General features: G+C 60.9%; 13 protein-coding genes and 1 pseudogene. 4 read left to right on the top strand and 10 right to left on the bottom strand.

Features of this window, described 5'->3' with window-relative positions; translation table 11 throughout:
- Positions 1-18: 18 nt before the first annotated feature.
- The 5 genes and pseudogenes from tmk to G6N83_RS10565 all read right to left on the bottom strand — a co-directional run.
- A complete protein-coding gene (tmk, locus tag G6N83_RS10585) occupies positions 19-642 on the bottom strand; it encodes a dTMP kinase (protein ID WP_165141859.1) in 624 nt (207 codons plus the stop codon).
- Positions 639-3,302, bottom strand: coding sequence for a type I DNA topoisomerase (topA, locus tag G6N83_RS10580; protein WP_241246342.1), 2,664 nt, complete (start codon positions 3,300-3,302; stop codon positions 639-641). The genes tmk and topA overlap by 4 nt, the downstream gene beginning before the upstream one ends.
- Before the next feature lie 178 nt (positions 3,303-3,480).
- Positions 3,481-3,798 (bottom strand): Rv3654c family TadE-like protein, encoded by a 318-nt coding sequence (locus tag G6N83_RS10575; protein ID WP_165141855.1) that lies wholly within the window; start codon positions 3,796-3,798, stop codon positions 3,481-3,483.
- Positions 3,798-4,106 carry a TadE family type IV pilus minor pilin gene (locus tag G6N83_RS10570; protein WP_241246189.1) on the bottom strand — a complete coding sequence of 103 codons (309 nt, stop codon included), beginning with the start codon at positions 4,104-4,106 and terminating at the stop codon, positions 3,798-3,800. Before G6N83_RS10570 ends, G6N83_RS10575 begins: the two co-directional genes overlap by 1 nt.
- Positions 4,107-4,132: 26 nt before the next feature.
- A pseudogene (locus G6N83_RS10565) lies at positions 4,133-4,240 on the bottom strand (DUF4244 domain-containing protein); the annotation flags it as partial.
- A gap of 35 nt (positions 4,241-4,275) precedes the next feature.
- Here G6N83_RS10565 and G6N83_RS10560 point away from each other — a divergent pair.
- Together G6N83_RS10560 and G6N83_RS10555 are read left to right on the top strand one after the other, a co-directional pair.
- Positions 4,276-5,766, top strand: a complete 1,491-nt coding sequence (locus G6N83_RS10560) for a recombinase family protein (protein ID WP_241246187.1) — start codon at positions 4,276-4,278, stop codon at positions 5,764-5,766.
- An 828-nt stretch (positions 5,767-6,594) separates the two neighbouring features.
- Complete coding sequence (locus tag G6N83_RS10555) at positions 6,595-7,806, top strand: hypothetical protein (protein ID WP_165141849.1); 1,212 nt, start codon at positions 6,595-6,597, stop codon at positions 7,804-7,806.
- Positions 7,807-7,919: 113 nt separating this feature from the next.
- On the opposite strand, the gene G6N83_RS10550 is transcribed toward G6N83_RS10555, so the two are convergent.
- The 4 genes from G6N83_RS10550 to G6N83_RS10535 all read right to left on the bottom strand — a co-directional run bounded on the left by G6N83_RS10550 (position 7,920) and on the right by G6N83_RS10535 (position 10,150).
- The gene (locus tag G6N83_RS10550; RefSeq protein ID WP_165141847.1) at positions 7,920-8,072 is read right to left on the bottom strand and encodes a hypothetical protein; all 153 of its coding nucleotides are present in this window, start codon (positions 8,070-8,072) and stop codon (positions 7,920-7,922) included.
- Positions 8,073-8,192: 120 nt separating this feature from the next.
- A complete protein-coding gene (locus G6N83_RS10545; RefSeq protein WP_165141845.1) occupies positions 8,193-8,951 on the bottom strand; it encodes a DEAD/DEAH box helicase family protein in 759 nt (252 codons plus the stop codon).
- Positions 8,952-9,215: 264 nt separating this feature from the next.
- On the bottom strand, positions 9,216-9,803 hold the full coding sequence (locus tag G6N83_RS10540; RefSeq protein WP_165141844.1) for an RES domain-containing protein: 588 nt from the start codon (positions 9,801-9,803) through the stop codon (positions 9,216-9,218).
- Positions 9,800-10,150 (bottom strand): helix-turn-helix domain-containing protein, encoded by a 351-nt coding sequence (locus tag G6N83_RS10535; protein ID WP_206535809.1) that lies wholly within the window; start codon positions 10,148-10,150, stop codon positions 9,800-9,802. Before G6N83_RS10535 ends, G6N83_RS10540 begins: the two co-directional genes overlap by 4 nt.
- Positions 10,151-10,223: 73 nt before the next feature.
- Here G6N83_RS10535 and G6N83_RS10530 point away from each other — a divergent pair, with 73 nt between their 5' ends.
- Positions 10,224-11,384: a hypothetical protein gene (locus G6N83_RS10530; protein ID WP_165141842.1), complete on the top strand. Its 1,161-nt coding sequence runs from the start codon at positions 10,224-10,226 to the stop codon at positions 11,382-11,384.
- Between the two features lie 253 nt (positions 11,385-11,637).
- Here the strand turns inward: G6N83_RS10530 and G6N83_RS13795 are convergent, their stop codons facing one another.
- The gene (locus tag G6N83_RS13795; protein WP_206535808.1) at positions 11,638-11,838 is read right to left on the bottom strand and encodes a hypothetical protein; all 201 of its coding nucleotides are present in this window, start codon (positions 11,836-11,838) and stop codon (positions 11,638-11,640) included.
- A gap of 41 nt (positions 11,839-11,879) precedes the next feature.
- On the opposite strand from G6N83_RS13795, the gene G6N83_RS10525 reads away from it, so the two are divergent.
- Positions 11,880-12,266: a hypothetical protein gene (locus tag G6N83_RS10525; protein ID WP_165141841.1), complete on the top strand. Its 387-nt coding sequence runs from the start codon at positions 11,880-11,882 to the stop codon at positions 12,264-12,266.
- The last annotated feature ends 480 nt before the right edge of the window (positions 12,267-12,746 follow it).

Raw genomic sequence — 12,746 nt, 5'->3', positions numbered from 1 at the left:
AGCCCTAGAGAAGCGCCCCTAGAGGAGTGCCGTGATGCGCTGTTGAATCGCGCGAGAAATGTCGGCCGGGTCGCGGCTCGCGTCCACGACGAGAAAGCGCTTCGGCTCGGCTGCAGCGAGCGAAAGGAATGCGTGCCGCACCCGAGCGTGGAAGTCGGCTTTCTCGGCTTCGAGTCTGTCGAAAGGCTTGTCCGCGGCATCCAGGCGCTCACGAGCTAACTTCGGGTCAAGATCGAGCAACACAGTGATGTCAGGCAACGCGTTTTCTGTCGCCCAGAGTGACAGCGAACGCACTTCGCCCGGGTCGAGTACGCGCCCGGCTCCCTGATACGCGACCGACGAATCAAGGTAGCGGTCTTGCAAGACAACGTCACCACGCTCGAGAGCCGGGCGCACGACTGTCGCGACGTGGTGGGCGCGATCAGCCGCGTACAGCAGCGCTTCTGCCCGGGGCGCGACATCGCCTCGGTGGTGCAGCACAATCTCGCGAATCAGTGCGCCCACGTCACTACCGCCGGGCTCGCGGGTGCGCACGACCCTGCGGCCGTGCTCACCCAACCACTTTTCGAGCAGCGCCGCCTGAGTCGTCTTACCGACCCCGTCGCCGCCCTCGAGCGTGATCCACAACCCCGACGTGGTCACTTCTTCTTCGCGGGAGTCTTGCGGGTTGTCGTCTTGCGGGCGGTGCGCTTGGGAGCAGGCCCCTTGGCGCGTTTGTCTGCCAATAGCTGCTTTGCACGTTCGAAATCGACGTCGTCAGGAGTCTCACCACGAGGAATCGTCGCGTTCGTCTCGCCGTCAGTCACGTAGGCACCAAAACGGCCATCTTTGATCTTGATCGGCTTGCCGCTGACAGGATCGGCGTCAAACTCTTTCAGCGCACTTGAGGCGCGACGCGCACCGTACTTCGGCAGCTTGTACACCTCGACGGCCTGATCGACCGTGATGTCGAAGATCTGCTGTTCGCTTTCGAGCGAGCGCGAGTCAGCACCCTTTTTGAGGTACGGACCATAGCGGCCGTTCTGGGCCGTGATCTCTTCGCCCGACTCCGGGTCGTTGCCGACCACGCGGGGCAGGTCAAGAAGTCGGAGCGCAGTTTCGAGATCGACGCTGTCGACCGACATGCTCTTGAACAACGATGCCGTGCGGGGTTTGGGTGCCGCCGCCTTCTTGGCCGTCTTCTTCTTGGGAGCAGACTCAGTTACTTCACCGGTGGCTTCGTCTACTGCTTCCGGCTCTTCGGGGTCGTTCTCTTGTACGTAAGGACCGAAGCGGCCGTCCTTGACGACGACCAGCTTGCCGTTCTCCGGGTTCTCACCGAGCACACGATCGCCCGCGACAGGAGCATCAATAAGCTCCTGCGCCTTGGCGGGGGTCAGCTCATCCGGAGCAAGCTCTTCTGGCACATTGACGATGCGCGCCTTGGCTTCTGGATCGGTAGCGTCGGGCACTTCGAGGTAGGGGCCGTACTTGCCGAACCGCAGAGTCGCGACGTCACCAATCGGCGTCGAATTGAGCTCTCGCGCATCGATCTCACCGAGGTTGTCAACAATGTTTCGAAGACCCACGTGCCCCTCAGAGCCGAAGTAGAACTCCTTGAGCCACGCCGTCCGCTGTTGCTCACCACGGGCGATCGCGTCGAGGTCATCTTCGAGTGCCGCTGTGAAGTCGTAGTCGACAAGGTCGGCAAAGTGCTCTTCGAGAAGACGCACGACGCTGAATGCGAGCCAGCTCGGAACGAGCGCCTGACCGCGCTTACTGACGTAGCCACGATCGAGGATGACGTCGATGATGCTCGCGAAGGTCGAGGGACGACCGATGCCCTTTTCTTCGAGGGCCTTCACGAGGCTCGCCTCGGTGTAACGGGGCTTCGGGGTGGTCGCGTGACTCTTCGCCTCGACGTCGTTCACCCCGAGTACATCATCGACGGCGAGAGCAGGGAGCGACTGATCAGATGCGCGATCCGCATCGCTTCGCTTTTCGTCGCTGCCTTCTTCGTACGCCTCGAGGAAGCCCTTGAAGGTGTACACGGTGCCGGACGCGGTGAACTCTGCCTTCTTGCCACCGGCCATCACGGCCATCGTGACTGTCGTCGTTTCGTACTTGGCATCGGACATCTGGCTTGCGACGGTGCGCTTCCAGATGAGGTCGTAGAGACGCTGCTCATCACGGTCGAGGCTGCTAGAAACTGAGCTCGGGGTACGGAAATGCTCCCCCGACGGACGAATGGCCTCGTGAGCTTCTTGGGCGTTCTTGGACTTGCTGCGGTACACACGGGGGTTCGCCGGAACCGCACGATCGCCGTAGAGCGCCACAGCCTGCTCGCGGGCTGCCGTAATCGCCTGCGTCGACAGCGACTGCGAGTCGGTACGCATATAGGTGATGAAACCCTTTTCATACAGCCGCTGCGCAACGCTCATCGCGTGCTTCGCGCTCATCGAGAGCTTGCGCCCCGCCTCTTGCTGCATCGTCGAAGTGGTGAAGGGAGCCTTGGGGCTCCGAGTCCCGGGCTTCGCCTCGACGCTCGAAACGGATGCCTCGCCTGCAGCGACGACGGCCGCGGCGAGTTCCTGTGCGTCTTTCTCGCTCAGCACGAGCACAGCTTTTTTGAGCTGACCGGAGTCGTCGAAGTCGGTGCCACGCGCAAGCTGCGCACCATCTACCCGCACGAGACGCGTGGAGAAGGCATCCGTGCCCTTCTGCACGAGAGCTTCGATGTCCCAGTACGACGCCGACACGAATGCCATGCGCTCGCGCTCGCGCTCGACGACGAGGCGGGTTGCTGCCGACTGCACGCGGCCTGCGCTGAGAGCGGCACCTTCGCGGCCGGAGCCGACCTTGCGCCAGAGCACAGGGGAAACGTCCCAACCGAACAGGCGGTCGAGCACGCGGCGTGTTTCTTGAGCATCGACAAGCGCGAGGTCAAGCTCACGCGTGTTCTCGGCGGCAGCCTTGATGGCGTCTTTCGTGATCTCGTGAAAGACCATGCGCTTGACGGGAACCTTCGGCTTCAGCACTTCGAGCAGGTGCCACGCGATGGCTTCACCCTCGCGGTCCTCATCAGTGGCGAGCAATACCTCGTCGGCTGTCTTCACCGCCCGCTTGAGTTCTGCAACCGTCTTCGTCTTGCGGTCGTTGACGACGTAATAGGGGTCGAAGTCATTGTCGACGTCGATTGAATATTTGCCATACGACGCCTTTTTATCGGCGGGAATGTCTTTCTTGCTGGCCAAGTCGCGGATATGACCGACAGAGCTCAACACCTCATAGCCATCGCCGAGGTACCCCTGAATCGAGGTCATTTTTGTGGGCGACTCTACGATGACGAGTTTCTTGCCCTGAGCCTTGCTGCCGGTAGCCACGTGTGGTCCTTTCTTCGTTGCACACCATACACACCACAGACTGTGACCTCGGCGCATCGCCGCGCCAGGTTCGCCCCGCGCGCAATCATTTTGGGCGTTTCGCGCGCCGCTGCGGCGCTCACTGCGGCGGGCCGGCACGTGCCGATGCAGTTGTCTGCCAGCGCAAGAAAGTCCCGGTCACACTCACGGTTGCGATGAGCCCATCGAGTGCGCACGAGGAGACGACAGCGCCGAACGTGGCGGCGACTTCGGCCGCCCGATCACACGGCACACCAATCTCGGCGCCCGACGCCGTGTCTGCGGCGGCAAGGGCTGCCGAGTCCGCAGCGCTCGCCAACCGTTGTCCGGCAACGGCTGCACTTCCTGCCGTAACCAGTCCTACGCTCAGCACTGCGGTTGCCGCCACGATGCCGAGCGCGGAGAGTGTCCCTGCCATCAGATCCCTCCGGCAAGCGCGCACGATGACGCATGAAGCTCGACGAAAGCAAGCGCTACGCCAGCCGGGGCGCTCGCTACGACGCAGACCAGATCGCCACGCTGCTCGATCGACGCCGCCGCGCCCGAGACCGCGTCGCCGACAAGGGCGATTGCGCTTGTCGCGTCTTCACCCCGTGCGACCCATCGCGCGGCGTCTGCCGCGGCATCCTGAAGCCTGACGTGACGAGACGCCGCGCCGAGCGTGCCAACAGCGAGTGCCACAACGACGAGCACGGCGGGCAGGGCGACCGCGAACTCGGCGGTCACCGAACCACGCTCGCCCCACCGCTTGATCATGCGACGGTCAGGGCGCGGCGCACGAGATCTTCCAGGATGCCGCGCACCTCATCGGATCGCATGATGACCACGAGCAGCCCGGCAAACGCCACGGCCGCCGCCGTGAACGGCTTTAGGCATACTCTGACAAGATTGAGCCATGCCAGCCCCTGAGCCCAGAGTCCCTCGCGTCGCAATCTACGCCAGGCAATCTGTGGACGAGGACCAGGGAATCACTCAGCAGCTCGAAGACTGCCGTGCAGAAGTCATTCGACGTCGCTGGACACTGGTCGAGGAATATCAGGATAACGACACGTCCGCTTCGAAAGAACGCGGGCCGAAGACCGCTTGGTCCGCGATGCTAAAAGCCTTTGACAAGGGCGAGTTTGATGCGATCATCGTCACGGAGACTTCTCGAATCACTCGAAGCCTCATTGATGTGCTTGACATCCGTCCCCCGCGCCGGAATATCAGGGTCATCGTGATCCGCGAAGGTATCGATACTGACCTCGATGACTTCATGCTCAAGCAACTCGTTCTCCTCGGCGAACGTGAAGTCAAAATCAAGACCGAGCGAGCTGCGAGATACGCGGTCGGGCGCCGACTCGCAGGGCATCCGACACCCGGAAAGCCGCCACACGGCTACAGGTGGGTTCCTGGCATCGAGCGAGACGCCGGAGGGACGCGCTACAGGGTGGACGAAACGGAAGCCGAAGATGTGCGTCAGATCTTCAACGAATTCCTCACGGGAGCTCCGCTGGCTCAGATTGCTCGCGACCTCAGCGACTCAGGAAGGCTGACACGGCAGGGGGTGCGCTGGCACTCGTCCACCGTTCGCAGAGTGCTACTGAACCCGCTATACGCGGCGCTACTACCGCCTGCGCAGCCGAGCGGGAAGTTTGATGCCGCAGCTATTGATCTCGAGGCCTGCACGGCAGGGGCATGGGAAGCGATCATCGATCGAGATATCTTGGTGACGAGCAGAGCACGGCTCATCGCAGTGAAGCCGAACCATAGCGGCACCGCGCGCAAGTGGTTGTTGTCGGGTCTCGCTGTGTGTGCAATTTGTGCCAGCCCTGTCAGATCGGCGCGAGGGGAAACCCACCCAACCCTCCGCGTCAAAGACGCAGTCGCCGCGCCGTCTCAGCGTTACCACGCGTATCGCTGCCCACAGGGGCACTTCATGCGCAACGGTGACATCATCGATGAGTTCATTTCAGAGATGTGTATCCGTCGACTCTCAACCAACGATGCGGTCGGATTGGTCGCTCCGCATGAAGCTCCGATCGACGTGGCATTGCTCCATACGAAACGTGAAGTGCTGACAGCTCGACGCCGGTCGATTGCGAATTTCGTTGTACGAGGCTTAATGACCGACGCTGACGCGCTGGAGAGCCTCGACGAGGTCGCGAGAGAACTTCAGCTCATCACCGACCAAATCGCGATGGCTATCAAAGTAAACCCACTCGCAGAGCTTTCCGAGGTGGAGGACGTGCGAGCTTGGTGGGAAACAGCGACTCTCGCTCGAAAGCGTCTGGTCATTGGCGCGCTGATGAAAGTTCGAATAAGACCCGTTGGAAAAGGAAAGCGCGTGACCACGCTTCAAGGGGCGGCCGACAGCCTAGACATTCACTGGCTCGAGAATGCCTAGCCTCAATCCAGTCCGAACCGTGCGGCATCGATGCGCTGAGCGGGCGACGATCCGTGAGGGGCGAGCTCTGCCACAGCTGTCTGGCGCCGAGCGGTATGCGCATGAGCGCCGCCTCGGCTTGAATTGTTTCTTCTCTGCGGCTCCGACCCTCTACATCCCCGCGACTTCGAAGCACCGACGGCCAGAGTGCCATAGCAATAACAACTCTCAAAAAGATCAGTCGTCCAACTGGGCTCCGGCTTGTGGAGAGTTTCTGACGCAGTCCTGGGGTATTCGCTAACGTGCGAGGCATGAAGAACGCGATTTCAGACGACGGGCTTGGCGCAGCTGCAGCGCCTCATTGTCCACAGTGTGGAACGGTGCTAAGACCGTCGGGACGTGGCTACTGGTGCGAATGGTGCCAGCTCATCGTTGTCGGGCTTTAGCCGCATACCAGTATTGGTTGCTCGTGTGAAGGTTGGCACGTGTGTCGAGCTGTGAGAAAGTGCACGTCGCGGAAACCCGCCTTTATTCCTCCCGCAACTCGCAGATGATCTGGCGTCTCGACTGAGCTGGGAGCGGACCTCGAGAGCCGTTGCGAGCGCTGTCCCAGCGTTCAGATAGATCGTCATGACGCTGATCGGTTCTCGGCGCCGATTCGCATCGACGACGGCCTTCCCCGCGGGTTCAAGAAGTCGAGCGTCTCCATGCACCTCAGCGCGTAGACGGCCCCAATAGCTAGCAATCCTGTCGCAGGCATGGCTGGCTAGCGCATGTGGGATTGTCTGGAACGTCCACCGACTGTAACAACACTTGCAGCATCGGGCGGCCTGTTGCAGGATGTGAACTATGGACAAGCGAATCGAGAAAGAACTCGTTCTCCTGCGCGCGCAGCGCACGCGCTTGGTCGACGAGATGCATCGAGTGGATGTAGCGATGGGCTCTACAGCAGCGAAGGCATTGGCTTCCGACCGATATGCATCAAAATCTGCCATCGCGCGGCTGCTGGGCTTCTCTCATACCCACGTCGGAAATCTGATCGAAGCGTCATCGCGGGAACTCCCTCCAGAACCTGAGACTCTTGTCCCCGTGATGGAAAACACGCTCGCAGGCGACTACGTGACGTCGATCGGTGCGCGAATCACAAGGAGTGTGTCGGCTTTCTCGGAAGCGGATGTGCTCTTCCAATCAGAGATCGATCCCCGAGCCCTCTTGTTAGAGAGCCAGGAGAGCGAATCTCCGTGCATGATGTGGCTCCTCGATAACGGGCAATGGGTCGGTGTTTCGGCAGCTACCGTCGGATACAACGGAAGCGGTTGCTCGCTTTCAATCGAGGCTTTGACTCGTGCGGGGATAAGACCAGAGATAGCCGAAGAGATCGTAGGTTGGCGCTTCTGTGATGCGGTTGACATTGAAGACCCGTCCACCTGGAAGACCAGCAGGAAGTGGCCCGTCCACTCACGAGAGATCCCTAAGCGCATGGGGGATCGACTTATCGTGCCATTCGGAGATCTGCTCCGCGAGGAGAGGTTCCCTTCCACTAACTGGTTGCCGGTTAGAGCCCCTGGGATTGACGAAACGGGCTTTTACCCTTCAGATACGGGTCAAACCTCGTTCCAGGCATGGCTGCGCTTTCTCGACGATGAAGATGGAACGGGCCTTCCGAACTGGGCTCAAGGGGGACGCGTTGCGCGCGTCTTTCGCAACAGCGAAGCCGCATTCGAAGATGGGTTTTCTCTTTCGACAAGAGGCGGTTTGTGGACCGAGAACACACTTCAGCCGTGCGTCGTCATCGAGCAGGGATTTGTGCAGTTGTGGGGGTTTTTCCATGCGCCGCTTAACCGCACGCAGTATTTGCCGGACGAAGCATACGAAGTCCTTGCGATGGCAGGTGTGTACCCGAATTCCCTTCGAGAGCGTGACGAGCGGGCGTCGCGACCGTGGGCCCGCTTCGTCGCGTCCCTTGGCCCGAGTAAAGACGGCCTGCCGGATCGAATCGATATTTCTGGTGACGAAAACGGGTGCGTCCAGTTCACGCCGGACTTGCCACTAAACGCATAGAAAGGACGCGGAGCAGCAACGCGAGAGCGTTGTCTCCCGGAAGCAGTCCAAGCTATGAGTACTCGATTATTAAGACATCCACGAGGCTTGCCGTCTCCGCTCAGCCGATCAGCTTAGCCATCGAAGAGGCGGACTTTCCTCTGCTTGACGAGGTCTCCACAGAGTTCGCCAACGACAACCGCCGTGAGTTCCTTCGGGTCACCACCGCAGAGTTCAAAGAGCAGCTCGAAGAATAAGCCCTCGCCCGTCAGCGCCACGATCTCCATCGTGAGCTAGAGGCTATGGTCACCGGCGACTATATCGAGGAACACGAAAAGTCCCTTCCCTGATCGCAGGGCTGTCTTCGACTTCAGCGGTATCCGGACAATCGGCGCACGTCCGCAGGCTCACTTCGACTCACCACTAACGCCCAAGATCGCGAAGAGATAGATCCGCTGCCTCGCTTGCGCGAAGACCTTGTTGTCAGACGTGGGCGGGATGATCGGGCGGATTTGGATGCCGCCGCACGATAGATATACCAGGCTGGAGTCGAAACCAGCGCGCATTATTGCATGGTCGTATTTGAGCGGATTGCCGAGCTTCGCCAGTGTCGCGTCAAGCACCGCCATCACGGCTGGCTCGACAGCGGGGACGAGGAGACGCACAGCATGGTGGGATCCTGGACCCGTGGTGTCTTCGAGCTGTTGGAGTTGCAGGCCCGACAAGAACGGCTTTAGCGCTTCCAGTACAGCAACGTACGCCGCCTCGTCTTCGGAGCGGCGGATGTCTACACGGTGCTTGTTTCCGACGAACTGCTCGCCCGCATACGCTTCATCGAAGATGAGGAGCCGCGGGATGGGCACGTAAGGCCGACTATTGAAAATGGAGCTGTGTGCAATAACCCCGATAGCTTCACCCGAGTGCACGGCCAACTCCTCGGACGAGCCCCAATCGTCATGCCTACCGGTCAGCAGCGCGACAGGGATGCCCTCGCGCTTCGCCGCGCTAGCGACCCGCGTCGCCAACTGCGTAGTCGGCGACGCGTACAGGACTGGACCCTCGCCCTTCCGGCGCACCCACTCGCCGATTAGTAGTCCAGGCGGCGTCTTCCCTGTGCCCGTCGAGAGTTCGAGGGCGAGATCAGCGGTCTCCCTGTGTTCATCCACATAGGCGCGGATCACATCATCCTGGTGCCGCCAGCACCCAGTGACGGCCTCGTTGGCACGAGGCGTCGTGTGGCTGCGGCACATCTCCTCAGAAGTGTCGAAATGCTGAGGCGCATTCTTGCTCCTGCCGTCGAACGCCATCGTGTGTTCCTCTCACGCTTGCCGTGTCTACTGCTACCAAACTCACGCCGCTTGACACGTTCTGGCGTCTCTACAGTCGACGCTGTAGCAGCCGCGGCATTCGCCGGGCTCCAGCGAATGCACTCACAAGTGGGTACCCCGGACATGCACGGTGCTCCCAGACAGCGATCGGTAAAGATGAGGCGTGAACGGAACCGAATCTTTGACAGCCAGCTGGTGGAGCTCGAGTCGCCCCTCGAAGGCCGCCAGGACAAGCCCCGCCCCGGACGCCGACGGAGCAAGGACCCCTTGGAAGCCAAGGAACCACGCAGCGTGTCCCACCGACTGGCAGGCGGTCCAATCGTCATCCGCGACGTCCGCGAGTGTCAGCCCTAGTTTCTCCAAGACTTCCGGATCAGTTAGATCCAGCACTAGGACGTCATCTACGGCAATGGTGTGAAGCAGATACGAGGCCTCGAGCATCGTCTCAGGGGTCGTGGCGAGGGCGGAGGCAGCGCGGCGCGCTTCTCCGGCACAAGCATCGATGGGAGTAGCTAAATAGATGGCCCCAAAGATGTCGCGCGGGTTCCATCGCCCACCGAATGCGCGCGCCCCTGCCCCCGAAAGAGGATCTCGGCGTGAGGTCGCGTACCGGTGGAACGTCTCGCTGATCGCTCGCCGTGGCAGCTCATCGATGCGCTCGACGAGGTTCTCGTCGAGCTCGCCATTCAAACGACTATCCCGTCAGCTATCGCCTCGATTAGATCCAGGACATCTCGATAGCGACCGTCATGGATCCGTTGGGCTGGGGTGTCGTGGTTGAGTAAGCGACTCGGGGTGAACATCCAGAGGTTGGCCTGAGATGCCGGCAGGATTTCTGTCACCGCACCCGCCACATACGCAAGTTCCAGAAGCCTCGCCTTGTTCAATCGCTGGGGAACGACATCCCCCATCGACCACCGCGCTACCGACCGCGCAGAAGCATCGACGATGGCGCCGACCTCTTCTTGCGTAAGGCCAAGCTGATCAATGATGTTCGAGACCTTGTGCGCGAGGGCTGTAGCCGTATTGACGTTCAATTTGTCCATCCTCTGGTGGTCTTTCTGGCGTTAAGTATGACATACTTCTGTCATCCTAGGGAGGGTTAGGGACATGGGCATCGAGTTTCACGTCGGGAGAACCGACCATCACTCCGTCGAGGACTACCTCGGCCGCGATCACGATGGCGTGACTGCTATCAACCTGGAAGCCAAGTACGCGAGCCACCAGGAGGCCGTCGCGGAGGTTGCGCACTCGGAAGGCATCGCAGTGTTTCTCGACCCGCGTACTGATCGCCTTGAGCATCCCGGCCTGCACCTTCAGCAACTTCCTGGATACCGCGAGGAGGGATATCGAGTGGCTGAGCTTGCAGCAAGTGACAGCACTCGTCAGCGCCTAGCGGAGTCCGTGGTGGACGCTCAGGTCGGACTCGTTTCGAGCATCACTCCCGCGTACTTTTTCGGCCAGGACGAGCGTTCAATGAACCTGAACCTGGATCTCGCAGACATAACCCGCACGATGACGGATCTCCCGGTTCGTCCGATCGTCACGATGAAGAGTCGAGTCAGCGCCCAGACGCTTGCGCAGGTTGCGGAAGACTACGCACGACTTGGGTTCGATCAGGTCGATCTCCGCTTCAGTCCTCTCGGCGGTGAGCACGACAGCATCACGAAGATCCGGTCAGTGTTCGCAGCTACCCAGATGTTCACGTCCGCGGGGGTAGCGGTCACGCTCGGGCATGCTGGGAACATCGGTCAGGTCGCCTACGCCCTTGGATATATCTCCTCATTCTCGTCCGGCATCGGCATGGGAGAGAAAGTAAACCTCGCATCCGATTATCAGCGGCAGAATCAGCCTCCGCGGCGTGGAGCGGATGGTCGGACACTCGGAGGCGGACAGTGGGAAGGGGTGTATCTTCCCGGGCTGGCGATGACGCTCAAGAAGAGTCGCGCAGCTGCGCTGCTTGAGCACAGCGACATTCGCACACGGATCGGACGGTGCCGTGTCGGGGCATGCAGTAATTCGGTGACCGGGCCGACGTCCGACCACCGTTCCCATTACCTTCATTCGAAGGCCGGCGAAGTCGCTTTCCTGCAGAACACCCCCGCGCCGTGGCGCGCGGAGGCGGAAATCAAGCGCCTTCGCCGCGCACATGAACTTCGCGAAATCGTCAACAGCGACTACAAGAAGCGCGGAGAACCGCTGCTCCAAACCCGCACACTCAAAAGCTTGCTGGACGAGATCGGCATTGCTCGCAACGAAGCCGTCGCGTAAGCGACACCGGCCCGCTGCGCAGGCCGGTTTGCGTCCTCTGATGGACGCGATGGCACAGACTCCGCACCGACAGTCACCGAGCACCCCCTCCTCAATGGGCATTCACAACCCCACGGGGAAGTACGCCCTGTTTAGCCCTGGGCTTCGGTCCGACTTTTCGATCTGTGAAAGTTGACGCGAGCCCAGGGCGAATCACGCCACGTCTCCGAGTTTTTCGATCTCTTCAGCGCATTGGACGCTCTCTATACAGCGTTCAATACGCACGGCGTGAAAGGGCAAGTGGCACACAGCTGATCATCTCGATGCGACCGACATCGCCGATGCTTTCATTGGCATCCATCGCACCATTCCTGACTACAGCAATTTTGAGTTGGCGCAGGACATGGTGCGACCCCATCAAAACATGATCAGGGAGATCCGATGTCGGCATCTTGAGAGGAATTATGGTTGGCATCCATGCTGTTTTCGTGGCTGGGGCGGTGATACCGCACGGCCATGAGCACAGCGATCGGAGCAACGGAACTGAAGGCCTACAGCGACTCAATCCGACGCACCACTGCTGAGATCGTCGAAGACCTACGCGTTGCCCTCGGCGCCAAGCTCGTGGCGTACATCGCTGGCGTCTCCGAGACCCGGACCGTTCGCGAGTGGGCCGAAGCTACTCGCCGCCCCACGCCCTCGACTGAGAATCGTCTGCGCCTGGCGCATCGTGTTGTGACCCTCATCAGCGAGAGCGAAGGCGATGCTGTCGTCCCCACCTGGTTCCAGGGGATGAACCCGCACCTCGCCGACCGTTCGCCCGCACGTGTGCTGCACGAGGACAGCTTCGACGATGCGGTGCCCGGGGTGCTCGCAGCGGCGTCGGCCTTCGTGGGCGCCTGATCCCTGGGCTTGACCACCAACTCTCCGGTCACAACCGCTGGGATGAGCCATCGGGCCTCTTCAGGGCGGACTGCGCAGGTGACGGTGTCCATGGTTGCTTCGTTGAAGTGCCCCGGATGCGCACGCGCTGACCTCGGAGCTTGCGACAGTGATCTCTCGTCAGGCATCACTGAGAGCCCCGAAGACGTCGAGCAGTACGCGTGTCAGTTCCTGCGTCGCTTCCCAAAGAGTGGATCGCAGTGCCTCAGCGGCGCGGATCTCCCGGCAACTCGGGCGTAACCGCTGCTGTGTCGTCAGCACGGATGTGCGGAGGCTCTCCGGCGTCGCACTGGTGAACCGTCCGTTGGAGGATCATTCGAACCATTTCTTTCGCTCTCGATGAAGTGAACGTCACGCCCACCCACTGATATCACGGCGAAACACGCATCATTTCTGGGCATCGCCGCGGTCGCAGGCTGTATACCTGCTTGCACCCCTCTT

The organism is Microbacterium endophyticum, assembly GCF_011047135.1.
In the GTDB taxonomy this organism is placed as follows: Bacteria; Actinomycetota; Actinomycetes; order Actinomycetales; family Microbacteriaceae; genus Microbacterium; species Microbacterium endophyticum.
The sequence above is the reverse complement of the archived record's forward strand: the minus strand, read 5'-3'. Positions and strand labels throughout refer to the sequence as shown.